Here is a 24,035-nt window from a genome sequence, read left to right as displayed (position 1 = left end):
TGCGGCGGCCCTGAATGCACCCAGGGGCTTCCGGTGCCTTGCGAGGGCCGCCCAGGTACGTCTTATGCGCCGCCGTCGAGCTTGCGCAGACGCCAGATGAGGCTCGACGTGTCGAAGCGGCTGCCGCCCAGGCGCTGCACGTCGCCATAGAACTGGTCGACGAGCGCCGTGACCGGCAGCGCCGCGCCGTTGCGCTTCGCTTCGTCGAGGCAGAAGCCGAGGTCCTTGCGCATCCAGTCCACGGCGAAGCCGAAGTCGAACTTGTTGGCCATCATGGTCTTGCCGCGGTTGTCCATCTGCCAGCTCGCGGCCGCGCCCTTGCCGATCACGTCGAGCACGAGCGCCATGTCGAGCCCGGCGCGCTCGCCGAAGTTGATCGCCTCGGAAAGCCCCTGCACGAGGCCCGCGATGCAGATCTGATTGACCATCTTGGCGAGCTGGCCGGCGCCCGCCGCGCCCACCAGCGTCACGGCCGCCCCGTAGTGGGCGAGCGTGGGCTTCGCGCGCTCGAAGGCTGCGGCTTCGCCGCCGCACATGATCGTGAGCTTGCCGTTCTGGGCGCCCGCCTGGCCGCCCGACACGGGCGCGTCGATGAAATGCAGGCCATGTTCGGCGGCTTGGGCCGAAAGCTCGCGCGCCACGTTGGCGGAGGCGGTCGTGTGGTCGGCAAACACGGCGTCGCGCGCCATGCCGGCGAAGGCGCCGTGCGCGCCGAGCGTGATGCTGCGCAGGTCGTCGTCGTTGCCGACGCAGGCGAGCACCAGATCGGCGCCCTGGGCCGCTTCGCGCGGCGTGGCGGCCGCGCGGCCGCCGTATTCGGCGACCCATTGCGCGGCCTTTTCAGCGGTGCGGTTGTAGACCGTGACGTCGAGCCCGGCCTTGGCGAGATGACCGGCCATGGGATGGCCCATCACGCCGAGGCCCAGGAACGCGACACGGCGTACCGGATTGGGGGCGGACGAGGATACGGATTGGCTCACAGTGGCTCCTTGGGGTGGGGTTTGAGGCTGGGGCGCTCTCATTATCTCAGCTATCGGCGCGGCGCCTGGGCGGCGTCGGCACGAGGCGGCGCCGGCCTGGACTCAACCTGGACTCAAGGATAGGGCCCCTCTTCACCGCACCCCGCTGATGGCGAGATGCCGCGTGTGATGGCGGCGGCCCACCCAGGCGGCCGAGAGTGCGCTCACGAGACCCGCGAACATCGTGTAGAGGCAGATGAGCCACGGATCGCCGCCGTTGCGCTGCAAGAGCCAGGTCGCGATGATCGGGCTGATGCCGCTCGCGAAGATGCCGGAGAACTGATAGACGAACGAGATGCCGGAGTAGCGCACGTTGGCATCGAACAGCTCCGCGAAGAGCGCCGCCTCGGGCCCGTAGACCGAAGCGTAAATGACGCCCAGCGGAATGATCACGGCGATCCACACGAACACCGGCGAGCCGCCGCTGTGCTTCATGAGCCAGAAGCCGAAGAACGACGACAAGCCCGTGAAGAGCGAGCCCCAGAAGTAGATGCGCGTCCTGCCGACGCGGTCCGAAAGGCGGCCAAAAAACGGAATCGTGAAGATCATCGTGAAAGCGGCCGCCATCACGGCGAGCAGGGCGTCGGTGCGCGAGAGTTTGAGCGTCTGCGTGAGATAAGCGATCGTGAAAACGGCGAAGACGTTGAAGAACACACCATCGATGAAGCGTGCGCCCATGCCGGCGAGCACGTTGCCGGGATAGCGGCTGAGCACCTCGGCGATCGGCACGCGGACTTCGGCGCCCTGTTGCTTCACGCGTTCGAACTCCGGTGTTTCCGGCACACGCAGGCGGATATACGTGCCGATCGCCACGAGCGCGAAGGAAAGGAAGAACGCCACGCGCCAGCCCCACGCGAGAAACTGCGCATTGCTGAGCACGGACGAAAGCAGGGCGACCACGCCCGACGCGAGGCAGAGCCCGATCGCGAGACCGATCTGCGGAATGCTCGCATAGAGGCCGCGCTTGCCTTCGGGCGCGTATTCGAACGACATCAGCACGGCGCCGCCCCATTCGCCGCCAAGGCCCAGGCCCTGCGCAACACGCAGGACGAGCAGCAGCGCGGGCGCCCACAGGCCGATCTGCGCATAGGTCGGCACGGTGCCGATCAACACGGTCGCGACGCCCATGATCGACAGCGTCAAGATCAGCATGCTTTTGCGGCCGAGCCGATCGCCGAAGTGACCGAACACGATGCCGCCGAGCGGACGGCTCAGGAAGCCCACCGCGAAGGTGCCGTAGGCGAGCATCGTCGAGATGAGGGGATCGCCGCTCGGGAAATAGAGCTTGTTGAATACGATGCCGGCGACGACGCCGTAGAGGAAGAAGTCGTACCACTCGATGGTCGCGCCGATCAGGCTCGCGACGACCACGCGCCTCATCTGCCTGGCGTCGGTGCGGGGCAATGCGTTCATGGCTGTCTCCTTTTTGGGCGCACCCGGTGCGGTGCGGTTCCTTGAAAAGCAGGTTTTTTCGTCAGGTATCCTTTGTTTGCTGCGTGTCGTTTCGGTGCTGCATGGACTACTTGCCTGAGCCACTGCGTGTGGTGACTTCAGGGGTGGGCCTCGGCATGCTCCCGTTGCGGCTCGGTGAGGCTCGCGTGGTCCTCGAGAATCATATCGGCGGCTTTCTCCGCGATCATGATCACGGGGGCGTTGGTGTTGCCTGAGACGAGCTCGGGCATGATCGACGCATCGACGACGCGCAGCGCAGCGACGCCATGCACACGCAGGCGTTCGTCGACGACCGCGCTCGCGTCGCGGCCCATCTTGCAGGTGCCCGCGGGGTGATAGATGGACTGGCTGAACTGGCGCGCCGCATCGAGCAATTCGGCATCGCTTTGATACCGCTCGCCGGGCACGAACTCGGACACGATGTGCGGCGCAAGCGCCGGCGCGGCGGCGATGCGGCGCGCCACCCGAATGCCGCCGATCACGACGGGATGGTCGCGCGGATCGGACAGATAGTTGGCGCGGATGGCGGGGTACCGGAGCGGGTCGGTGGAGCGGATTTCGACGCTGCCGCGGCTATGGGGCCGCAACTGGCAGACGGACGCCGTGAACGCCGAAAAGGGATGCGCGCCCTGGCCGGGCTTGTCGGCACTCAGCGGCTGCATGTGGAACTGGATGTCGGGGCGCTCGACCGCGGGGTTGGAGCGCGTGAAGATCGCCACCTGGCTGGCCGCCAGCGTGAGCGGCCCGGTGCGCCAGAGCGCGTATTGCAGGCCGATCCACGCCTTGCGCAACGGATGGTTGACCTCGTCGTTGAGCGTGCGTTCGCGCGTGCGGAACACGAGCCGCACCTGAAGATGGTCCTGCAGGTTCTGACCGACGCCCGGCAAATCGTGCAGCACGGCAACGCCCGCATTGCGCAAGACGTGCGCAGGACCAACTCCGGAGTGCTGAAGAATTTGCGGCGAGCCGATCGCGCCCGAAGCGAGAATCACCTCGACGCGCGCCCGCGCGGTCTTCTTCACGCCGTCCTGCAGATACTCCACGCCGACCGCGCGGCGCCCTTCGAACAGGATCCGGCTCGCCTGCGCCCGCGTTTCCACGATCAGGTTGCTGCGTTTGCGCGCGGGTTTGAGAAAACCCTTCGCAGTGCTCCAGCGAAAGCCGTTATAGGCGGTCTGCTGAAAGTAGCCGACCCCTTCCTGGACCGCGCCGTTGTAGTCCTCATTGAGCGGGATGCCGATCTCCTGCGCCGCGGCGATGAAATGATCGGCGATGGGGCGGCGCAAGCGCAGGTCGGAGACTTTCAGCGGTCCACCTACGCCGTGCCACGCGTTCGCGCCGCGCTCCTGGTCCTCGGACTTCCTGAAATACGGGAGAACGTCCGCATAACTCCAGCCGCGATTGCCGAGCGCCGCCCAACGATCGTAGTCCTCACGCTGCCCGCGCACGTAGAGCAGGCCGTTGAGCGAACTCGATCCGCCGAGCACCTTGCCGCGCGGCCAGTCGATCTGCCGGCCGGCCACGCCTTCGTCCGGCTCGGTGCGATAGCACCAGTCGAGCGCGGGGTTGTGCATGGTCTTGAAGTACCCGACCGGGACGTGGATCCACGGATTGTTGTCCTCGCCCCCCGCTTCGAGCAGCAGCACGGCGTTGCGCGCGTCGGCACTGAGCCGGTGGGCAAGCACGCAACCGGCCGATCCGGCGCCGACGATCAGGTAGTCGACCTCATGGTCCATGAATCCCGTCTCCTCGAAATCCAGGGGCGGCATGACGCGCCGCGTTTTCGGATCAATGTCGGGGAAGGGGATGCCGACCGCAAGCGGCGATCGTGCGCACGGGCCGAAAGTGAAACGGAAACTGCCGAAACGGAATCAGAAAGCCACGGCGCAGCGCGTACCTTTTGCCGCCGAAGCGGCGCTGCGCCGGGGCCCGCTCAGGCGAGCGAGAGCCCCTGGAGCAGCGGCGCGAGCCGGCTCGCCGTCTGCTTCATGCGGCCCACCGACTCCAGCAGTTCCTCGAGGGTCGCGCGCGCGGTCGGGGCATGCACGGCGAGCGCGGCGAGCACGCGCTTGCTGTCGGGGTCGCGCACGGGCACCGCGATCGCCACCATGCCGCGCACGAACTCTTCGTTGTCGATGCCGATGCCGCGCACCGCGAGCTGTTCAAGCTCGGCCGCGAGCGCCTTGGGAGCGGTCAGGGTGCGGTGCGTCATCTTCGTCAGCACGAGGCGTTCGAGCAGCGCGTTGCGCTCGAGCACGCTCATCTGCGAGAGAAAGAGCTTGCCGCTCGCGGTGCAGTGCAGCGGAACATGCATGCCCGGACGCATCTCCATGCGCAAGGGCTCCGTCGTCTCGACGCGCTCGATATAAAGCACGCGGTCGCCGTCGAGCGCGGTGAGATTGCAGGTTTCGCCGAGCGATTCCACGAGGGTGCGCAGCAGCACGCGGCACGAACGCGTGAAGGTGTTGTTGGCGAGCGTGGCGAGCGCGAGCTGCGCCGCACGCGGGCCCAGCGCGATGCTGCGGTCGTGCCCGCGCGAATCGGGCATATGGATCACGTAGCCGCGCGCTTCGAGCGAATCGATGAGCCGCAGCAGCGTCGCCTTGGGAATGTGCAGCCGCGCGGACAACTGTGAAAGCGTGTACGGCTGGCCCGCGGACGCCAGTTGCTCCAGCACCACGAGCGCGCGCAGCACGCGGGCGTCGTCCGCCGACGTCTCTTCGCGCAGCGCGGGGGCGTGGTCTTGCGCCCTGATTTGCGGTGGGGTTTGCGTCGTCGCTCGCGCTGTGTCGCGCATCGGTCTCCTCCTGAAGAGCGTGGAAATGAAACGAATTGTTCGAGTTTCCGGGCTTTTTTTAGTATGAGCGCAAAGTTCGCGGCGTTACGTAGCGGATTACCCCGATATGTCATGCAAATGATTCCCGCGCCGTATCAGGCCGCTGTACCAGGCGATACCGGTCCACTGGCTCTACCTGCGCAATTCTGGTCTGCCTAGAATTTTCCCAACAGAGCGCCAAAGAACGACGACAGCTTTGCAAGGAGACAGGCATGACGAACAGGCAGTCGGCAGGAACCGCTCTCGCAGCGGAGCGTGCGAGCGTCTTCACGAAGCCTGTGGAGCATTGATCATGGGATACAGCACAGTCGATCCCACCGCCGCCGGCTTTGCCGCGAGCGATTGCGGCTCCACGAAGTACGACCCCAGGTACGATCCGCTCGTCTCGCCGGGCCCTGGCGTCGGCAAGGATTACGCGCCGACCTACTGGGTCGCGACGGCGGGCAGCCCGCCGCCCGACGACGGGCCCGTCACGAAAGATCTCGACGTGGATGTCGCGATCATCGGCGCGGGTTACACGGGGCTCGCCACGGCGCTCTGCCTCGCACGCGAGCATGGCATCAAGGCCGTGGTGCTGGAGGCGAACCGCACGAGTTGGGGCTGCAGCAGCCGCAATGGCGGACAGGGGCAGAACGCCTCGGGCCGCCTTTCGCGTTCGCAATGGATCGAGCGCTGGGGCAAGGATGTCGCCCTGAAGATGCACGACGAGATCCAGCAGGGCTTCGATCGTTTCAAGGAACTCGTTGCCCAGATCGACTGCGATCCGCAGCCGGGCGGTCACTTCCTGATCGCCCACCGGCCGCGCATCATGGCGAAGCTCGCCGCCGAGGCGAAGGTCTGGAAGGACGTATTCGGCTACCCGTCTGAGCTATTGAGCGCGCAGACGTTTCGCCGCGAGTTCGTCGACGACCACGAGGCGGCCGGCGCGCTGCACGAGCCCGAAGGGATCGGCATTCACGCGCTGAAGCTGGCCTTCGGTTATCTGCGCCTCGCACGCGCTGCTGGCGCGAAGGTCCACACGAGCAGCCCGGTGATGGGATGGGAGACCATCAACGGCGTGCATCACTTGCGTACGCCGGGCGGCATCGTGCGGGCGCGGGCGGTGGGCATTGCGACCGGTGCGTACACGGCGCAGACGCTGCATCCCACGCTGCGCAGCAAGGTCATGCCGATTCTCTCTAACTCGATGGTCACGCGTCCGCTTACCGAAGCCGAGATTGCCGCTTGCGGCTTTCGGACGACTCAGGTGCTTACGGATACGCGCACGTTGCGCTTTTACTATCGGTTCTTGCCCGATTTGCGATTGCAGATTGGCAGCCGTAGCGCGATTACCGGCGAGGATGCGCCTAATCCGCGGCATCTCGAGCTGCTCAAGGAAGGCATGGCGCGCAAGTTTCCGGCGCTGCGTGGCGTGCAGATCGATTATTCGTGGTGGGGGTGGGTCGATGTGAGCCATGACATGATGCCTCGCGTATGTCAGCCCGATCCGCGGCAATCGGTGTTTTATGCACTTGGCTATGGGGGTAATGGCGTGTCTTATTCTCAGCAGGCGGGGAGGCGGCTTGCTGAGCGTATCGCGGGTAAGGGTGGACAGCTTACGCTGCCGATTTTTACTACGCCGTTGCCTGGGCATCCGTTTGCGCCGTTCCGGCGGATCGGGCAGAGGATGCTTTATTTGCAGTATTTCAGGCGGGATGAGAAGGCTTGAGGTTTGGGTTTTGGGTTTTCTTGTGTTCGCGTCGGTCTGCATGCGTTGCCCCTGTGCGGGGCGGCACCTACTTTCTTTGCGGCGGCAAAGAAAGTAGGCAAAGAAAGCCGCTCAAACCGCCAGCGCCGGCCACAGTTCACATCTCGACGTACATGGTGAATGGCTCCGGAGCGTCTGTCACCTCTCGCCCCCAAACGGAGTGACAAGGCGCTCATCCTTCCGGCGGCGCTCCGCGCGCCGAAGGGCATAACCAAACACCAACGGGGCACGAGTTTTCGCGAATGCACATTCATGCCCCCCGTTTTCCCTTGCAGACCCAACCGCAGCGCGCGAAGCGAGCAGCGGGATGAATGAGCGCATTGTCACTGACATTGAAGGTGCGAGGCGACAGACGCTCCGGAGCCATTCACCATTTATGGCGAGATGTGAACTGTGGCAGGCATTGGCGGTTTGAGCGGCTTTCTTTGCCTACTTTCTTTGCCGCCGCAAAGAAAGTAGGTGCCGCCCCGCACAGGGGCAACCCAGGCAGACCGACGCGAAAACAAGAAAACCCACAAAACCCAAAACAAACAAAAAAAGCGCCACCCAAAAAGGCGCGCCGAAAACCGAATCCGATATCTGTGGAGGTGACATGCAACCCCCGAAGGAAAACCAGGAACTGAAGTGCGGCCTAAAGCAGCGCCACATGACGATGATCGCGCTAGGCGGCGTGATAGGCGCCGGCCTCTTTGTCGGCAGCGGCGTCGTGATCCAGCAAACCGGCCCCGCCGCCGTGCTCTCCTTCCTCATCACCGGCGGCCTCGTCGTGCTAGTCATGCGCATGCTCGGCGAAATGGCCTGCGCCATGCCCGCAGTCGGTTCGTTCTACGAATATGCACGCCTCGCCTTCGCCACCTGGCGCGGACCGGGCAAGCTGGCCGGCTTCCTCACCGGCTGGATGTACTGGTACTTCTGGGTCATCGTGGTCGCCGTCGAGGCGGTGGCAGGCGCCAAGCTCGTCCAGTTCTGGCTGCCCGACGCGCCCGCGTGGCTCATCAGCCTCGTATTGCTCGTGCTCCTGAGCGCAACGAACCTGATTTCGGTGGGCAGTTACGGCGAATTCGAATTCTGGTTCTCCTCGATCAAGGTCGCGGCGATCATCGTTTTCCTCTTTCTCGGCGGCCTCTATGTCCTTGGATTGTGGCCATCGTCGCTGCATACGACTGCCGTATTGCCGACGCTGCTCGGCCATGGCGGCCTCATGCCGAAGGGCATCGGGCCGGTGTTGAGCGGCGCCGTCGCGGCAACGGGCTTTTACTTCGGCGCGGAGATCGTCACGATCGCAGCGGCCGAGGCGCGCGAGCCCGCCAGGGCCGTCGCGAAGGCCACGAACTCGGTCATCACGCGCGTGCTCGTGTTCTACGTGGGTTCCGTGCTGCTAGTGGTCGCGCTCGTGCCGTGGAATTCGCCGGCCATGGCGACGCCCTATGTGAGCGCGCTCCAGGTGATGGGCTTGCCCGCCGCCGCGAACATCATGAACGCGATCGTGCTGACCGCCGTGCTCTCCGCGCTCAACTCGGGGCTCTATGCGGCCTCGCGCATGCTGTTCGCACTGACCCGCCACGGCGACGCCCCGGCGGCGCTCGCGAAAGTCAACCGTCGTGGCGTGCCGGTGCGCGCGATCCTGCTTGGCACCGTGTTCGGCTATGTGTCGGTCGTGATGTCGTACGTGTCGCCGGATACGGTGTTCGCGTTCCTCGTCAACTCGTATGGCACGGTCGCGATCTTCGTCTATCTGCTGATTGCCCTGTCGCAACTGCGCCTGCGCAAGCGCCTCGATCCGGCAGCCGTTGGCGAACTGCGCGTGAAGATGTGGTGCTTCCCCTACCTCACGTGGGTGGCGATTGCCGGCATGGTGGGCATTCTCGTCGCGATGGCGTTCATCCCCGAGCAGCGCAAGCCGCTCTGGCTTGGCGTGGCGAGCCTCGCCGTGCTGCTCCTCACCTATGCATGGTTGCAGCGCCGCGCGCGCATCCGCGAGCGTGCCCGCGAGTACGCGCCGTCCTTCGCGACGTGGCCGCCCGCCGCAACCGGGACGGGCGCGGGCCGCTACGGCAAATGAATCCGCAGTCTGCATGCAGTCATGAACGTGACAAGGAGAACGCGATGACCACGGAACGCGCGATGGAGGGCCCGGACCGCCTGGTGTCGGTGCGCGAACGCTTCGGCTTCGATTCGAATCTCATGGTGCCGGCCTTCGGAGGCGAGCGCGACGCCCACGTGCCGGACGTCGATGAGGCCTATCGCTTCAACCCCGAAGTCACGCTCGCGATACTCGCCGGCTTCACGCGCAACCGGCGCGTGATGGTGCAGGGGCTGCACGGCACGGGCAAGTCCACGCATATCGAACAGGTCGCCGCGCGCCTGAACTGGCCCTGCGTGCGCGTGAATCTCGACGGCCATATCAGCCGGCTCGATCTCGTCGGCAAGGACGCGATCGTGGTGCGCGACGGCCGTCAGGTCACGGAGTTCCAGGAAGGCATCGTGCCGTGGGCGCTGCAGCGTCCGGTCGCGCTGATCTTCGACGAATACGATGCGGGGCGCCCCGACGTGATGTTCGTGATCCAGCGCATTCTCGAGCGCGACGGCAGCTTCACGCTGCTCGACCAGAATCGCGTGATCCGCCCGCACGCCCACTTCCGCCTTTTCGCGACCACCAATACGATCGGCCTCGGCAATCTCAACGGCCTGTATCACGGCACGCAAATGCTGAATCACGCGCAGATGGACCGCTGGAACGTGGTCGCCACGCTCAATTACCTGCCGCGCGAGGAGGAGGCCGGCATCGTGCTCGCCCGCGTGCCGGAGATGACCGACGACGCGGGCCGCCAACTCGTCGATTCGATGATCAGCATGGCGGCAATGACGCGCAAAGGCTTCGCGACCGGCGATCTCTCCACGCTGATGTCGCCGCGCACCGTGATCGACTGGGCCGAAAACTGCCAGATTTTCCGCGATCCCGCGCTGGCGTTCCGGCTCACGTTCCTGAACAAGTGCGACGAGGCGGAGCGGCCGATCGTCGCCGAGTATTACCAGCGCTGCTTTGGCGTCGAGCTGGACCCAGCGTCCACAGCGAAGGGCGGGGAGGGCGGCGAACCGCGGGAGCCGCGCGCGTGAGCACCACGCCCACACCCGAGGCCGTGCGCACCGCGCTGCGGCGCGAGTCGCTATGCGCGGCCGCCGTGCGCGCGCTCACCGGCGACGCCGCGCTCCACTATCGCGGCGGCCGGCTTTGCCGCGAGCCGCAGCCCTTGCCGCTCTATGCGCCGCATCTGCGCAGCAACGTCTACGAGGACGAGTTCGCCTCGCTGCGCGGTGCCGCGGACGCCGCAGCGCAACGGCTTCGCCATTCCGACGCGGCATTGCACCGCCTGCTGGCTCCCGAGGCGCCGACCGAGCGTCTGCTGTTCGATCTGTTCGAGCAAGTGCGCTGTGAGGCGCTATTGCCGCCCGGCATGCCGGGACTCGCGCACAACCTGCGACATCGCTTCGAAACGTGGTCGCGCGCATATTGCCGGGCGGGCTTGACCGAAGGCCATCTCGGCATCCTGCTCTATACGGTGGCGCAGATCGTCTGGTCGCGCGTGAGCGGCTGGCCCGTGCTCGACGAGACCGAGGATCTGATCGAAGCGACGCGCGCCGGCATCGTGCCTGCAATCGGCGTGCAGCTTGCGGGGCTGCGTACGACTCGCGCAGATCAACGCGCCTATGCTGCGCATGCGCGCGAGCTGGCACGCCGCGTCGCGATGATGCTCGACGATGCGCGCGCGGCAAATGCAGGGGACGACGCCGAGGAAGCCCGCGCACCCGACGACGCCTTGACGTCGTTCTCGCTGTGGGTCGACTTCGACGAAACGAGTGTCGAGCTGCCCGCACTCGCGCCGACCGGCGTGAGCCGCGTGCTGGCCGAAGCGGCGAATGGCTATCGCGCATACACGACGCAGTACGACCGCGAGATCCGGCCCGCCACGCGCGTGCGCGAAGCGCTGCTGCGCGAGTATCGCGAGCGGCTCGATGAGCGCATCGCCGCGTGCGGCATCAACGTTGCGCGCCTGGCGCGCGCGCTGCAGACGGCGATTGCGGTGCCGCAGCGCGATGGCTGGCTTTTCGGCGAAGAGGACGGCCGCATCGACGGCAGACGCCTCGCGCAGGTCGTCAGCTCGCCCGCAGAGCGCCGCGTGTTCAGGCGCGAGCGATTCGAGCCGCGCAGCGATTGCGTAGTGGGCTTCCTGATCGATTGCTCGGGGTCGATGAAGGCGCATATCGAGCCCGTCGCGATGATGGTCGATCTGCTCGCCCGTGCATGCGAGCAGGCGGGAATCGCGACCGAGGTGCTCGGCTTCACGACGCTCGCCTGGAACGGCGGCCGTGCGCGTGCGGACTGGCTCGCGGGCGGGCGGCCACCGCATCCGGGGCGCCTGAACGAGACCTGCCACATGGTGTTCAAGTCCGCCGACGAGAGCTGGCGGCGCGCTCGCCCGGCCATCGCCGCGCTGCTCAAGGCGGACCTGTTTCGCGAGGGCGTGGACGGGGAGGCCGTCGAATGGGCATGCGCGCGGCTCGCGGGCCGCGCCGAGGCGCGGCGCATTCTCGTCCCGATCTCGGACGGCAGCCCGATGGACACGGCCACGGCGCAGACGAACGACGCGTTCTATCTCGACAATCACCTGAAGGAGGTGGTCGCGCGCCACGAGGCAATGCGCGACGTCGACGTGATCGGACTCGGTGTCGGGCTGGACCTCAGTCCTTACTACCGGCATTGCGTTGCGCTCGACTCCGCTGAGCCTCTGGACATCAAGCGGCTGATCGCTCTCGCGCAATGGATCGGTGCGCCGCGTTAGCGCGATGGAGGCGCCCTGTGCACAGGTGTCGATTCCTGCACGGGCCATCCGCAGCTCACATCAAACCAACAGTTCCTTCACCGCACACAGCACGAGCGAGGCGCCGATGATCATCAGCACGCCGAACGCCAGCCTGCGCATCGCGATGGAAGACAGCGGCGGCGGGTAGTGGCGCGCCGCGAGCGTCATCAGCATCACGACCGGCGCGGCGAGCGCGGCCTCGATGCAGATCGAAGCGGGAAGCTCGCCCTCCCAGGCGCTGAACATCACACGTACGAGCGACGTGACCGTAAAGAGCAGGATCAACGCGCAGCGAATCTCGACCAGCTTGAGCGGCTGCCGATAGAACTGGAAGATGAGCGGCGGCCCGGACACGCCGAACATGCCGCTCAGCAGGCCGCCGAATACGCCGCTCACGAAAAAGCTGCGGTTCCCCGAGCGTTGGGCGAGCGGCACGGGCCGCAGCGCGGCGCTCAAACCGCCATACAGCACGACGGCGCCGAGCAGCAATTGCAGCATGCCGGAGGCCGAGGCGCTCAGGTAGTCGAGCACCATCACGCCCACTACGACCGAAGGCAGCACGCCGAGCGTCGCGGCGCCCACGGCCCGCCAGTCGATATGGTGGAGCTTGCCGGGCAGTGCGGCCGCGCTGTTCGCGAGCGTAACGAGGCTCAGCAGGGTGGCGATGCTTGCGAGCGGCGCGAGGCTGAAGCCGCTCGTGGCGCCCATGACGATCATGCTGAGGCCGAAGCCTGTGATCGTCTGAAAATAACTGGCTGCGCCGATCAAGGCGATCAGCACCAGGACCTTCTCATGCGTCATGCTGCGTGGGGTTCCTTCGAGTGAGTGACGTCGCGTTGGCGGGCCGTCTGCGCCTGGACCGCCGTGGTGGCGATCACGTAATAGATATCCTCGGGGCAGCAGCCGCGAGAAAGATCGTTGGCAGGCCGGTTCAGGCCCTGCATCAGCGGGCCGATGGCCTTTGCGCCGCCAAGACGCTCGGCGAGCTTGTAGCCGATATTGCCCGCATCGAGATTCGGGAAGACCAGCACGTTCGCGTGGCCGCCGCACTGCGAGTGCTCGATCTTGCGCTCGGCGATCTCCGCCACGAGCGCCGCGTCGAGCTGCACGTCGCCGTCCACGCAAAGGGCGGGGCGCTGCTCGTGCACGCGCCGCGTCGCCTCGATCACCTTGTCCACGTTCGCATGGTGGGCGCTGCCGCTCGTCGAGAACGACAGCATCGCGACGCGCGGCTCTTCCATCAGCAGGCTGCGCGCGCTGTCGGCGGCGGCCATGGCGATCTCGGCGAGCTGTGCGGCGTCGGGGTCCACCACGAGCGCGCAGTCGGAAAAGATCAGGCCGCCTTTGTAGCGATGAAACGGCTCGCACAGCATCATCAGGAAGAAGCTCGAGACGAGCTTGAACGACGGCTCGACGCCGATCAGCTGGATGGCCGCGCGCACCACGTCGGCGCTCGTGTGAACGGCGCCCGCCACCGAACCGTCCGCGTGGCCGAGACGCACCATCAGGTTGGCGAAGACGAGCGGCTTCGCGGCCTCGTCCCACGCGAGCGCGGGCGTCATGCCCTTGGCACCGCGCAGCGCGACCAGTTCGTCGGCGAAGGCCGCGCGCCATGGGCTCTTTTGCGGATCGACCAGCGCGATCTCGCCGAGATCGACTGACTCGCGCGCGGCGGCCGCGCGAATCGCGCCCGGGTCGCCGACGAGCATGATGCGCGCGATGCCCTCCTGGTGCGCGCGCGCCGCGGCGGCGAGCACGCGTGGGTCATCGGCTTCGCACAGCACGATGCGCATGGGCACGAGGCGGGCACTTTCGACGATACGGTTCAGGGCTTTCATGGTGTCATGGGCTCATGGACGCACAAACGGACGGACTCACGCCAGCAACTGGCGTGTCCAGACGAAAACCGGCCACAAGCGGATGCTCCGCCTGCGGCCGGCGACCGGAGGCAGCCCGCGCGCACCTGCCTGCAACGTACGGCGCGCGCGGGCTGCGGCTGGCCCTTCAGACGAAGTCCTTGTACTTGTCGAGCAGGCGCACGGGCTTAGAAAGCGCGTCGCGGCGGAACGGATCGCCGAGTTCGCGCGTGCACATGATCTCGACGATGGTCGTCTTGCCCTGGTTCATCTGCAGATCGATCGCGCGCTTGAGCGCCGGGCCCACGTCCTCGAGCTTGTCCACCACGATGCCTTCCGCGCCCATCGCCTTCGCAATGCCGGCGAAGCTCGGGCTGTCCAGCTCGCCTGCCACGAAGCGGCGATCGTAGAAGTCCACCTGGTTCTTCTTCTCGGCGCCCCATTGGCGGTTATGGAACACAACGGCCGTCACCGGAATGTTGTGGCGCACGCAGGTGAGCGTTTCCATCAGGCTCATGCCCCAGGCGCCGTCGCCCGCATACGAGATCGCGGGGCGATGGGGTGCGGCCACCTTCGCGCCGATGATGGTCGGGAACGCATAGCCGCAGTTGCCCCAACTCATCGCGGCGAACAGGCTGCGCGGCTTGTTGAAGCGCAGATAGCTGTTCGCGACGGAGTTGATGTTGCCGATGTCGGTCGACACCATGACGTCCTCGGGCATCGCCTTCTCGAGCTCGCGCAGCACCTGGCGCGGATGCAGATACTCGCCGCCTGTCGGCGTGCGCTCGTGCTTCTGCTCTTCGATCATGTCGAGGCTGTAGGCGTCGCGCTCGTGCGTCCACGAGTCGAGTTCCTTTTCCCACGCGGCCTTTTCGGTGGCGATCTGGTCGGCGCGCTCGGCGCGGTTGGCGTCGCTCGCGAGGGTGCGGTTCGCGAGGCGCTCGGTCAGCGCCTGAGCCGAAGCCTTCGCGTCGCCGCAAATGCCCACCGAAATCTTCTTCACGAGACCGAGCATCTTGTGATCGGCGTCGATCTGGATGATCTTCGCGTCTTTTGGCCAGTAGTCCATACCATGTTGCGGCAGCGTGCCGAACGGTCCGAGGCGCGAGCCCAGCGCAATCACGACGTCCGCGCGCGAGATCAGCTTCATCGCGGCCTTCGATCCCTGGTAGCCGAGCGGGCCGCACCAGAGCGGATGATTCGCCGGGAACGAGTCGTTGTGCAAGTAGCTGTTCACGACGGGCGCACCGAGCCGTTCGGCGAGCGCCTTGCACTCCTCGATTGCATCGCCCATCACGACGCCGCCGCCCGAGATGATGACGGGGAATTTCGCGGCCGCGATCAGATCGGTCGCTTCGTTGAGGCTTTCGGCGCCGCCGGGGCCGCGGTCGAGCCGGCGCGGCTGCGGAATCTCGGCCTTGATCTTGCCGTAGAAGTAATCGCGCGGAATGTTGAGCTGGGTCGGGCCCATTTCGGACATGGCGCGGTCGAAGCAGCGCGCGGTGTACTCGGCCATGCGCGCGGGGTTCGTCACGTGGCCCTGGTACTTCGTGAACTCCTGGAACATCGGCAACTGATTCGCTTCCTGGAAGCCGCCGAGACCGATGCCCATCGTGCCGGCCTCCGGCGTGACGATCACGACCGGGCTGTGGGCCCAGTACGCCGCCGCGATGGCTGTCACGCAGTTGCTGATGCCGGGACCGTTCTGGCCGATCACGACGCCGTGGCGGCCCGATACGCGCGAGTAGCCGTCGGCCATGTGCGCCGCGCCCTGCTCGTGAACGACGGGAATGAGGCGAATGCCGGCGGGCGCGAAGATGTCCATCGCATCCATGAACGCGGAGCCCATGATGCCGAACATGTCGGTCACGCCGTTGGCCGCGAGGGTTTCGACAAAGGCCTCGGACGGGGTCATGTCCTGCGGGCCGCTGGCCGTCTGGGTAGGGGTCTTTTCGCTCATCAACTGTCTCCGGTTATCGTTGGACGGAATGCCGTTGTTTGAATGCTATTCGGCGCCCGATGAGGGTCAAGGGATTCCGTCCTTGAGGGGTGAATCTGAAATGGAATGGAATGATTCGTTTCAAAACACTGGCGACCGCTGCGCCGCTGTACGCGGGTCAGGCGGACTGCTTCGGCCGTTCCTTGCGGAACGCGCGCTTCACGGCGATCAGGCCGTCGCGGAACTCGAAGAGATCGCAGCCTTCGGCTTCGATCCGCCAGCCTTCGGCATGCGTGCCACTGAACAGCCATTCGGATACGCCGCGTTGGCCCGCGACGTAGTGGCGGCCCTTGCCCCAATGGGCGTCGGGGAACGTGCGGAAGACCGCTTCGAAAGCAGCGCGCACCGCCTCACGCCCGACGAAGCGGGTGCCATACACTTCGGGACCGCCGGCCGCATCGAACACGCAGTCTTCGGTCATGAACCGCATCAGCGCGTCGGCGTCATGACGGTTGAAGGCATCGGAAAAGGCGGCGAGCGTGTCGGCCGTGACGGCGGGTTGGGCGCTGAGCGTGTCTGCCATACGTGTCTCCAGTGGAAAAGCTGGTGCCGCGCGGTGCGCGAGGACTCGCGCGCGGCACGGTATAGCGACACGTTAGGGTTTGCGAGGCGAGGGCGGTAGCACCAGTGCGGAGCTTTCGCCTGGGCCAGCGCCCGGAGACTTCCTGAGAGACTCAAGCGGGCCGCTGCTTGCGCACAACCTCGGCGAGCGCGCGCACGCCGGGTTCGATTTTCTCGAGCTTGATGGCGGAGAAGCCCATGCGGAACCATGGGCTGTGTTCGGCCTCGTCGGCGAAGAACACGCCGCCGGGCTCGATCAGGATGCCGGCCTCGCGCGCATCGTCGGCAAGGCGTGCGGAGTCCAGCCACGCCGGCCCCTGGACCCAGCACGAGGCACCACCGCCGATCGGCACGTATCGCACCTCGGGCAGATGGGTGTCGAGCGCCGCCATCAACGCGCGGGCGCGCTCCTTGTAGGCATGCGCGAGCCGGCGCAGGAGCGCGTCGTGGTGTCCGAGCGCGAGGAACGTCGCGAACGCGCGCTGGATATAGGCCACCGGGTGGCGGACCATGAGGCGGCGCAGCGCGCGCAACTCGCGCACGAGTTCCAGCGGGCCGACCACGTAACCGAGACGCAGGCCCGGGGCGAACGTCTTCGAAAGGCTACCCACATAGATCACGCGATCGGCGGTGTCGAGGCTCTTCAAGGCGGGATGCGGCGTGCCGGAAAACGTGTTCTCGCTCTCGTAGTCGTCTTCGATGATCACGAAGTCGTGCTGCTGGGCGAGTTCGAGCAGCGCCTGACGGCGCGCGATGGGCATGGTGGCCGTGGTGGGGCACTGATGGCTCGGCGTGACGAACACGTAATCGCAACGGGCGAGCGAGTCGCGCAGGCGCACCGGGTCGATCCCTTCGCCGTCGATCGGCAATTCGAGCAGCTGCGCGTTGCGATTCACGAAAATATTGCGTGCATCGGGATATCCCGGATTCTCGAAGCCGACCGTCGTGTTCTTGCCGCAGAGCAGGTCGGCGACGAGATAGAGTGCCTGCTGGCAGCCGTTCGTGATGATGATCTCCTCTGGCATGGCGAACACGCCGCGCCGCGGCAGCACACGCGTGCGGATCTGCTGGATTAGCGACTCGTCATCGCGTTCGATCAGGTCGGGCGCCCAGTTGCGGATCTCCATGATCGAGAGCGCTTTCAGGCAGCACTCGCGCCAGTCGTTGGTCGGAAAGAGCGATTGATCGAACTGCCCGTAGATGAAGGGATATGCGTAGTTCTGCCAATTGGCGGGTTTGACGATGTTGCGCTGGGCGGAGGGCGGCCGCACGATGCGCGAATTCCATGAGGGTGGGGCACGCAAGCCGGCGTCATGGGGCTCGACGACGTCGGGCTGCTGCACTCGTTGTTGCACGCGCTTTTGCACCGTTACGCCGTGCAGGCCCTCCAGCATCTCGGGGTTGACGAAGTGGCCGCTGCGTTCGCGTGAGACCAGATAGCCTTCCTCCACGAGCATCTGGTAGGCGAGCACCACAGTGTTGCGCGCCACGCCGAGCTGCTCGGCCAGCTCGCGGCTCGAAGGCAACGCGGAGTCCGGCGGCAGTTGCCCGTCGAGGATGGAGGCCACCAGCATCTCGCGGATCTGGTGCTGCAGACTTGTCTTCGACTCCGATGACCGTCGGAATTGCTGTGCCCACAGGGCGGACGGGGTACGGGTCGGCATGCTGGCTCCTGTGATTGATGGCGGCGGCGAGACAACGTTTGAGCAACCGTATTGCAGCAAAATCGGCCAGTCAATCGACACACGATATTCAACACTGGCCGTCCAGGTCGATTAGGTAAATTTCGGAGCGACGGTTTGCGACAAGACGGTCAGCGCTGCGCTTTCGAAAGAAACTCGAGATAGACGCGCACGACAGGCCCTTGCTGCGGCGCAGCGCGACCGGCTGGCGGGCGTTGGGGCGGCGCGCGCGCGGAGTAAAAATAATCGGAAGAAATCGGCTGGACGGTGCTCGCGGCGCTTCGGGAAAGCGGCAGACAGCGGTCATCCGCCACTGGCCCCATCGGAACTTCCTGCCTGGTACTACCCGCCGTTTTATTGATTGAGAATGCTTGACTAAACGGGCGAGTTCGCGAGTGCGAAATGAAAGAAGCCGAAATTCGCCCTGGTAGCCGCTGACTATACTTGAATTGAGACGGAACCCGAAGCGGACGTGGAACTTCGCGCTGGCGTGCGCATAGTTTTTCAACTTGAGGAGACGGCGGTGAGAGCCCTACCCAGACTAAAGACGATGAAGCATCAAGCGGATTCGTCGATCGAGCCGGTCATCAAGATCCGCCGCGGCCGCGGGAAAATGAATGCCTGGTGGCTAACCACTGCAGTGCTCGTGATGTGCGTCGTGCTCTGGCAGGCCGTATCGATGGCGCGCATCTTCCCGCCGTTCGCGCTGCCCTCGCCGGTGGCGGTATGGCAGGCCTTCGTCGAAATCGTCCACAACGGATACGGCGGCCAGTCGCTCGTCAGCGACATCCTGATTAGTTGCTTTCGCATCGTTATTGGTTTTGCGGGCGCGATTGCGATCGGCGTACCGATCGGGCTGCTGATGTCACGCAACAAGATCGTGTTCGACATCATCGATCCGCTGCTGCAGTTCGTGCGGCCGGTTCCACCGCTTGCCTATATTCCGCTGCTGGTGGTGTGGTTCGGCATCGGCGAATTGCCCAAAGCCATTCTGATACTGGTCGGCACCATTCCTGTAATCATCATCGGCACGATGTCGGGCGTGAAAAGCACGCCGCCGCTGCGCATCGAGGTTGCCCGCACGCTCGGCGCGACCAACGCACAAATCTTCCGCAAGGTCGTGCTGCCCTCGGCCATGCCGGAGATCTTCACCGCGATGCGCGTGGGTATCGGCGTGGCGTGGACCTGTCTGGTCGCCGCGGAACTGATCGCGGCGAGCAGCGGCCTTGGCTGGCTCGTCCAGTTCGCCGGACAGGCCTTGCAGGTTGCCATCGTGATCGTCGGCATCGTGATCATCGGGTTGATCGGATATGCAATGGAGCTGGCGATTCGCAAGATCGAAAATATCGTCGTACCGTGGCGCGGACATAACTGATCGGGTGACTGGAGGAGACGACAATGAAAAAGAGGCAATGGGTCTATGGCATGAGCGCGGCTGTGCTGGCGAGCAGTTGTCTGGTTCCTGGCGCGGTGCATTCGCAGAGCAAGCCCGAGGTGATCATCGGCTACGAGGACAACGGCGCCGATCCGTACATGGTATCGATGGCCGAGCATCTGTTCGAAAAGCAGATGAACGCCGATGTCCAGTACAAGCTCTTCAGTTCGGGGCCGGCGGCGATGAGTGCATTGGCATCGAACAGTCTCACGTTCATGTGCGGACTGGGCGTGCCGCCGCTCGTCACGGCGATCGCACAGGGCTTGCCGATGACCATCGTATACAACCAGGAGCGCTATACGAATGCGGCCGGCATCGTGGTCAAGCCGGACAGCGGCATCCACGACGTCGCGGGGCTGCAAGGCAAGAAGATCGCGATCGTCGCCGGCTCGCAGGCCTCGTTCGAGCTGGCGACCTTCCTGGCTGCAGCGCATGTGCCGTATGCGTCCGTCACGCAAATCAACATGGCGCCGCCGCAGATGCGCACCTCATGGGTGACCGGTGCGATCGATGCGGCGATCGTCTGGGATCCGGTATTCAGCGCGCTGCGTACGTCTGGCGGCAAGGCGATCAAGACGGACGGAGACTTGCCGCGTGAAGCCTCGAGCTACAACGTCTGTATCGCCAACTCTGACTGGGCGAAGGCGCATCCGGACCTGGTCCGCGGTTTCGTGGCGGCGCTCGACCAGGGCTATCAGGTGACGATGAAGGATCGCGACAAGGCGCTCGCCGAGATGGCGAAAGCAACGGGCGTGACGGTGCCGGTGGCGACGAGCGAACTCGCCGGTTATGAGCTGTTTTCCGGCGCCGATCAGACCACGCCGAAAGTCATGGGCCTCGACGCGGGCGTCAAAACCTCCGCCACGTACCTGACTCTGGTGAATACGGCCAAGGTGCTGAACTCGATTGGCCGCATTCCGAGCGTGCCGGCGAGTTTCGACAACAACGTCGCGCCGCAGTACTCGAAACATCTGGCGCATTGATCCATTGACTGTCTGACTGTCGAGCAGGAGACGAACTTGAACATCGTCATCGATTCTCTGTACAAGACGTTCGGCGCCACATCGGCACTCGAAAACATCAATCTGCAGTTCCGGGGCGGCGAATTCATCACCGTGCTCGGCGCCTCGGGCTGTGGAAAAACGACCTTGCTGCACCTGCTCGCCGGTCTGACTTCGCCCACCAAGGGCAACATCTATATCGATGGCGAGATCAAGGACCAGCCCGGGGCCGACCGAGTCGTCGTATTCCAGCAGGCCGGCTTGTTTCCGTGGCTCAGCGTGGCAGAAAACATCGAGTTCGGGCCGTCGCTGCATGGGGTGCCCAAGGCGCAACGGCACAAGGAGTCGGCGGACATTCTGCGCATCATCGGTCTGGAATCTTTCGCACGACACAAGCCCTATGAGCTATCGGGCGGCATGCAACAGCGCGTGGCAATCGCGCGGGCACTCGTGATGAAGCCGAAGGTGCTGCTAATGGACGAGCCCTTCGGCGCACTGGATGCGCAGACGCGCAGTTCCATGCAGACGTTCTTGACCGCGCTGTGGGAGCAACTCCACTGCACGGTGGTCTTCATCACCCATGACATCGACGAAGCGATCTTTCTCGGTACGCGTCTCGTTGTGCTTTCGGCGCGGCCGGGGCGGGTGGCACTCGACGTGCCCATCGAACTGGACAGACCGCGTACGCCAGAGGTCGCATTCGAACCGCACTTCCTGGATCTGAAGAAGCGCGCGATGGGCATTCTCGCGCACTGATCGCGCGCTCAGCGGCGAGCGGCCGTCGACGCCATCGCGGAAGGCGCAGCGGCGACGCGCGTCTGCGTGTCGATGCGGCGGAAGACCAGGGCGGAGATCAGCGTGATCGCGCCCACGCCGGCGAAGCTCATGCGAAAGCCGGGCGCAACCGATCCCCACTGTGCCTCGCCAAGGCTCACGAGCGCGCCGCCGATGGTGACGCCGAGTCCCATCGCGAGCATTTGCACCATCGAAAAAAGGCTGTTGCCGCTGCCGGCGTCTTCGTGCGAGAGGTCCTTGAGCGTGACGCTGTTCATCGCGGCGAACTGCATCGAATTGGCCGCGCCGAAGATGGCCAGCACGACCATCTCCACCGCAACGGGCGTGCCGCGCGAGATCAGTGCGAACGCAACGATCGATGCGCCCACGATCAGCGTGTTGACCAGCAGGAATGTCTCGTAGCCGTAACGGCGGATCAGCGGCGCAATCCAGCGTTTGGCGACCGTCCCCGCGAGCGCGGCGGGCAGCATCATGAGGCCCGAGCGCAGCGGCGAGTAGCCGAGCTCGAGCTGCATGAGCAGCGGCACGAGAAACGGCACGGCACTCGAGCCGACGCGGCAGACGAGATTGCCGATCAGGCCGACGCTGAAATTCGGCTCGCCGAACAAGCGCAGCTTGAAGAGCGGTTCGCGGTGGCCGCGTGCATAGGCCACGTAAGCGAAGGCCGCCGCGATGCCGACTGCGAAGAGCCCGGCAGACCACGCGGCGCGATGCGTCTGGACCGGCGTGTCGAAGGCCAGCGAGAACGCAATCATGCACAGCGACACGAGTGCACATCCGGCGAGATCGAATGGAGGCGCCGCAGTGCTCGACGCGTTAGGCAGATAGCGGTGCACGGCGAACACGCCGGCGAGGCCGATCGGCACGTTGATCAGGAAGATCCAGTGCCACGAGATCGCCTGCACGAACCAGCCGCCGAGCGTCGGGCCGACGATCGGCCCCACCTGGCCCGCCACCGAAATGAGCGCGAGCGCCGAGACATACTGCTCGCCGCTCACCGCGCGCAGCACCGCGAGCCGGCCGATCGGCATCAGCATCGATCCGCCGATGCCCTGCAGCACGCGCGCGACCACGAGTTGCGCGAGGGTGTGCGCACTCGCGCAGCATAGCGAGCCGAGCACGAAGATCAGAATCGCGACGAAGTAGACGCGGCGTGTGCCGAAGCGGTCGGCAAGCCAGCCCGAAGCGGGCGTGAGCATGGCCATGGTCAACGTGTACGCGACGATGACCGGCTGCATCACGAGCGGTCTTACGCCAAGACTGCGCGCAATCGAGGGGAGCGCGGTGTTGACGATCGTCGTGTCGAGCGTCTGCATGAAAAAGCCCGCGGCGACGATCCATAGCAGCGCCGTGTGGCTCGAATTTTTGTTCATCTGGAACTTCTCGGCGCGCCGCGTGAGGGGCGGGAACGGCTTTGCGGCGCAATTGTCATCAATGGCGTCATGATATTGTTACCGTCGCTCATCGGGAACCCCAGTAGAGACTTTGACTGTCATCGGCATTGCCGATAACCATCCGCCATGCTCAATCCCATCTGGCTCAGGACCTTCGAAGCGGTCGCGCGCTGCCACAGTTTCACAGAAGCGGCGCGCCAGCTCGGCCTCACGCAGTCGAGCGTGAGCGACCACGTACGCCGGCTCGAAGAGTCGATTGGCCGCCGCCTGTTTATCCGCGACACACATTCGCTTGCCATCACGTCCGATGGCGAGGCGATGCTGGCGCATGCCGGCAGCATCCTGCAGGCGATCAACCGCGCCGAATCGCAGTTCCGCGCGCCGCGCCTGCGCGGGCGGGTGCGGCTCGGCTGCTCCGACGACGTTGCGCTCGGCCCGCTGCCCGCCGTGCTGACGGCGTTTCGCAACGCGCATCCCGACGTGGAGCTGGAAATCACCATCGGCATGACGGGCCGGCTTTACGAGCTGCTCGATTCCGGCGCCATCGACCTGATGGTGGGCAAGCGGCGGCTGGGCGACAAACGCGGCACGGTGCTCTTCACCGGACGGCTCGAATGGCTCGCGCGCGCCGGCACGACGATGGATCTCGCGCAGCCGCTGCCGCTCATCCTCGTCGCCGAGCCGAGCGTGACGCGGGCCGTGGTGCTCGACGCGCTTGCGCAGACTGATTTCCGCTGGCAACTGGTATGCACGAGCAGCAGCCATTCGGGCTGCGTGGCGGCGGCGCGCGCCGGCCTCGGCGTCACTGTGCGGCCCCAATACCTCGCCGCGCGCGGACTGGCGCCGCCCGTGAACGTCGCGAGCCTGCCGGCGCTGCCCAACGTCGAATTCATCGTGCTCGCGGCAAAGCGGCTTTCCCGCCCGGCGCAAACGCTGCTGCAGCTCATGCACGACAGCGACTTGCGGGGCTCGTGGATTGGGGAGTGAGCGCGAGGCGGGAGGGGTGGGAATGCGGGGTGGTGCGCGGATCAGGTGCCGCCGGATTCGAACGCGCTTTCCGCACGCAGCACTTCGACGAACGCTTGTTGGACGGCGGTGCCGAGCCAGTCGGTGCGGCGCTGAGTTTCGGCATCATGCGCGCGCTGCTTGTTTATCGGCGCAAGAGCCGGGGGTTGCGAGTTTGATGGGGCGTGGCTGCGTCTGGGTGGAGGTGTCCCACAGCGCATTTTATGTTTTATTTAACATAATATAATTTATCGCAGTTTTTGTTTGTACGGGCTAAGTTGTAGTGTCCGCTTTGGGGGTGCGGCGGAATTCTTGGACTATTAGGAGCTGGCCCATGTATTCATACGAAGAACGCATCCGAGCGGTCAAACTCTACTTGAAGCTTGGAAAG

General features: G+C 65.3%; 18 protein-coding genes. 8 read left to right on the top strand and 10 right to left on the bottom strand.

Annotated elements, in window-relative coordinates; all coding sequences use genetic code 11:
• Nucleotides 1-62 precede the first annotated feature (62 nt).
• The 4 genes from AB4Y43_RS26750 to AB4Y43_RS26735 form a co-directional block, all read right to left on the bottom strand.
• On the bottom strand, nucleotides 63-980 hold the full coding sequence (locus AB4Y43_RS26750) for an NAD(P)-dependent oxidoreductase (RefSeq protein WP_368729158.1): 918 nt from the start codon (nucleotides 978-980) through the stop codon (nucleotides 63-65).
• Between the two features lie 132 nt (nucleotides 981-1,112).
• Nucleotides 1,113-2,432: an MFS transporter gene (locus AB4Y43_RS26745; protein ID WP_368729157.1), complete on the bottom strand. Its 1,320-nt coding sequence runs from the start codon at nucleotides 2,430-2,432 to the stop codon at nucleotides 1,113-1,115.
• 137 nt (nucleotides 2,433-2,569) lie between these two features.
• A complete protein-coding gene (locus AB4Y43_RS26740; RefSeq protein WP_368729156.1) occupies nucleotides 2,570-4,207 on the bottom strand; it encodes a GMC family oxidoreductase in 1,638 nt (545 codons plus the stop codon).
• A gap of 197 nt (nucleotides 4,208-4,404) precedes the next feature.
• Complete coding sequence (locus tag AB4Y43_RS26735; RefSeq protein WP_368729155.1) at nucleotides 4,405-5,268, bottom strand: IclR family transcriptional regulator; 864 nt, start codon at nucleotides 5,266-5,268, stop codon at nucleotides 4,405-4,407.
• 331 nt (nucleotides 5,269-5,599) lie between these two features.
• On the opposite strand from AB4Y43_RS26735, the gene AB4Y43_RS26730 reads away from it, so the two are divergent.
• From AB4Y43_RS26730 to AB4Y43_RS26715, 4 genes are all read left to right on the top strand, one after another.
• A complete protein-coding gene (locus AB4Y43_RS26730; protein WP_368619734.1) occupies nucleotides 5,600-7,015 on the top strand; it encodes an NAD(P)/FAD-dependent oxidoreductase in 1,416 nt (471 codons plus the stop codon).
• Between the two features lie 631 nt (nucleotides 7,016-7,646).
• The gene (locus AB4Y43_RS26725; RefSeq protein WP_368729154.1) at nucleotides 7,647-9,116 is read left to right on the top strand and encodes an amino acid permease; all 1,470 of its coding nucleotides are present in this window, start codon (nucleotides 7,647-7,649) and stop codon (nucleotides 9,114-9,116) included.
• 62 nt (nucleotides 9,117-9,178) lie between these two features.
• Nucleotides 9,179-10,171 carry an AAA family ATPase gene (locus AB4Y43_RS26720; protein WP_342948354.1) on the top strand — a complete coding sequence of 331 codons (993 nt, stop codon included), beginning with the start codon at nucleotides 9,179-9,181 and terminating at the stop codon, nucleotides 10,169-10,171.
• Nucleotides 10,168-11,895 carry a cobalt chelatase gene (locus AB4Y43_RS26715; protein ID WP_368729153.1) on the top strand — a complete coding sequence of 576 codons (1,728 nt, stop codon included), beginning with the start codon at nucleotides 10,168-10,170 and terminating at the stop codon, nucleotides 11,893-11,895. Before AB4Y43_RS26720 ends, AB4Y43_RS26715 begins: the two co-directional genes overlap by 4 nt.
• A gap of 60 nt (nucleotides 11,896-11,955) precedes the next feature.
• Here AB4Y43_RS26715 and AB4Y43_RS26710 read toward each other — a convergent pair whose 3' ends face one another.
• From AB4Y43_RS26710 to AB4Y43_RS26690, 5 genes are all read right to left on the bottom strand, one after another.
• Nucleotides 11,956-12,717 (bottom strand): sulfite exporter TauE/SafE family protein, encoded by a 762-nt coding sequence (locus tag AB4Y43_RS26710; protein WP_368729152.1) that lies wholly within the window; start codon nucleotides 12,715-12,717, stop codon nucleotides 11,956-11,958.
• Nucleotides 12,714-13,754 (bottom strand): phosphate acetyltransferase, encoded by a 1,041-nt coding sequence (gene pta / locus AB4Y43_RS26705; RefSeq protein ID WP_342948029.1) that lies wholly within the window; start codon nucleotides 13,752-13,754, stop codon nucleotides 12,714-12,716. The genes AB4Y43_RS26710 and pta overlap by 4 nt, the downstream gene beginning before the upstream one ends.
• A 166-nt stretch (nucleotides 13,755-13,920) precedes the next feature.
• Complete coding sequence (xsc, locus tag AB4Y43_RS26700) at nucleotides 13,921-15,732, bottom strand: sulfoacetaldehyde acetyltransferase (protein WP_368729151.1); 1,812 nt, start codon at nucleotides 15,730-15,732, stop codon at nucleotides 13,921-13,923.
• Between the two features lie 157 nt (nucleotides 15,733-15,889).
• A complete protein-coding gene (locus AB4Y43_RS26695; RefSeq protein ID WP_342948028.1) occupies nucleotides 15,890-16,294 on the bottom strand; it encodes a nuclear transport factor 2 family protein in 405 nt (134 codons plus the stop codon).
• A gap of 151 nt (nucleotides 16,295-16,445) precedes the next feature.
• The gene (locus AB4Y43_RS26690; RefSeq protein ID WP_368729150.1) at nucleotides 16,446-17,996 is read right to left on the bottom strand and encodes a PLP-dependent aminotransferase family protein; all 1,551 of its coding nucleotides are present in this window, start codon (nucleotides 17,994-17,996) and stop codon (nucleotides 16,446-16,448) included.
• Between the two features lie 568 nt (nucleotides 17,997-18,564).
• Between AB4Y43_RS26690 and AB4Y43_RS26685 the strand changes: the two genes are divergently transcribed.
• From AB4Y43_RS26685 to AB4Y43_RS26675, 3 genes are read left to right on the top strand one after another with little or no spacing between them, the layout of a single operon-like run.
• Nucleotides 18,565-19,389: an ABC transporter permease gene (locus tag AB4Y43_RS26685; protein ID WP_368729149.1), complete on the top strand. Its 825-nt coding sequence runs from the start codon at nucleotides 18,565-18,567 to the stop codon at nucleotides 19,387-19,389.
• A 23-nt stretch (nucleotides 19,390-19,412) separates the two neighbouring features.
• Nucleotides 19,413-20,432 carry an ABC transporter substrate-binding protein gene (locus tag AB4Y43_RS26680; RefSeq protein ID WP_069267254.1) on the top strand — a complete coding sequence of 340 codons (1,020 nt, stop codon included), beginning with the start codon at nucleotides 19,413-19,415 and terminating at the stop codon, nucleotides 20,430-20,432.
• Between the two features lie 36 nt (nucleotides 20,433-20,468).
• Nucleotides 20,469-21,206 (top strand): ABC transporter ATP-binding protein, encoded by a 738-nt coding sequence (locus tag AB4Y43_RS26675; RefSeq protein ID WP_342948024.1) that lies wholly within the window; start codon nucleotides 20,469-20,471, stop codon nucleotides 21,204-21,206.
• Nucleotides 21,207-21,214: 8 nt separating this feature from the next.
• Here AB4Y43_RS26675 and mdtD read toward each other — a convergent pair whose 3' ends face one another.
• Entirely contained in the window at nucleotides 21,215-22,681 is a 1,467-nt protein-coding gene (gene mdtD, locus AB4Y43_RS26670) for a multidrug transporter subunit MdtD (protein ID WP_368662039.1), read from the bottom strand.
• 84 nt (nucleotides 22,682-22,765) lie between these two features.
• On the opposite strand from mdtD, the gene AB4Y43_RS26665 reads away from it, so the two are divergent.
• Nucleotides 22,766-23,626, top strand: coding sequence for a LysR family transcriptional regulator (locus AB4Y43_RS26665; protein ID WP_069267257.1), 861 nt, complete (start codon nucleotides 22,766-22,768; stop codon nucleotides 23,624-23,626).
• Nucleotides 23,627-24,035: the final 409 nt, after the last annotated feature.

The sequence above is a fragment of the Paraburkholderia sp. BR10872 genome (assembly GCF_040965835.1).
In the GTDB taxonomy this organism is placed as follows: domain Bacteria; phylum Pseudomonadota; class Gammaproteobacteria; order Burkholderiales; family Burkholderiaceae; genus Paraburkholderia; species Paraburkholderia nodosa_A.
The sequence above is the reverse complement of the archived record's forward strand: the minus strand, read 5'-3'. Positions and strand labels throughout refer to the sequence as shown.

Excerpts from the sequence above, each read along its gene's own strand:
- AB4Y43_RS26745 (WP_368729157.1), bottom strand. The coding sequence starts at position 2,432 with ATGAACGCATTGCCCCGCACCGACGCCAGGCAGATGAGGCGCGTGGTC.
- AB4Y43_RS26740 (WP_368729156.1), bottom strand. The coding sequence starts at position 4,207 with ATGGACCATGAGGTCGACTACCTGATCGTCGGCGCCGGATCGGCCGGT.
- AB4Y43_RS26735 (WP_368729155.1), bottom strand. The coding sequence starts at position 5,268 with ATGCGCGACACAGCGCGAGCGACGACGCAAACCCCACCGCAAATCAGG.
- AB4Y43_RS26730 (WP_368619734.1), top strand. The coding sequence starts at position 5,600 with ATGGGATACAGCACAGTCGATCCCACCGCCGCCGGCTTTGCCGCGAGC.
- AB4Y43_RS26725 (WP_368729154.1), top strand. The coding sequence starts at position 7,647 with ATGCAACCCCCGAAGGAAAACCAGGAACTGAAGTGCGGCCTAAAGCAG.
- AB4Y43_RS26720 (WP_342948354.1), top strand. The coding sequence starts at position 9,179 with ATGGAGGGCCCGGACCGCCTGGTGTCGGTGCGCGAACGCTTCGGCTTC.
- AB4Y43_RS26710 (WP_368729152.1), bottom strand. The coding sequence starts at position 12,717 with ATGACGCATGAGAAGGTCCTGGTGCTGATCGCCTTGATCGGCGCAGCC.
- pta (WP_342948029.1), bottom strand. The coding sequence starts at position 13,754 with ATGAAAGCCCTGAACCGTATCGTCGAAAGTGCCCGCCTCGTGCCCATG.
- xsc (WP_368729151.1), bottom strand. The coding sequence starts at position 15,732 with ATGAGCGAAAAGACCCCTACCCAGACGGCCAGCGGCCCGCAGGACATG.
- AB4Y43_RS26695 (WP_342948028.1), bottom strand. The coding sequence starts at position 16,294 with ATGGCAGACACGCTCAGCGCCCAACCCGCCGTCACGGCCGACACGCTC.
- AB4Y43_RS26690 (WP_368729150.1), bottom strand. The coding sequence starts at position 17,996 with ATGCCGACCCGTACCCCGTCCGCCCTGTGGGCACAGCAATTCCGACGG.
- AB4Y43_RS26685 (WP_368729149.1), top strand. The coding sequence starts at position 18,565 with ATGAAGCATCAAGCGGATTCGTCGATCGAGCCGGTCATCAAGATCCGC.
- AB4Y43_RS26680 (WP_069267254.1), top strand. The coding sequence starts at position 19,413 with ATGAAAAAGAGGCAATGGGTCTATGGCATGAGCGCGGCTGTGCTGGCG.
- AB4Y43_RS26665 (WP_069267257.1), top strand. The coding sequence starts at position 22,766 with ATGCTCAATCCCATCTGGCTCAGGACCTTCGAAGCGGTCGCGCGCTGC.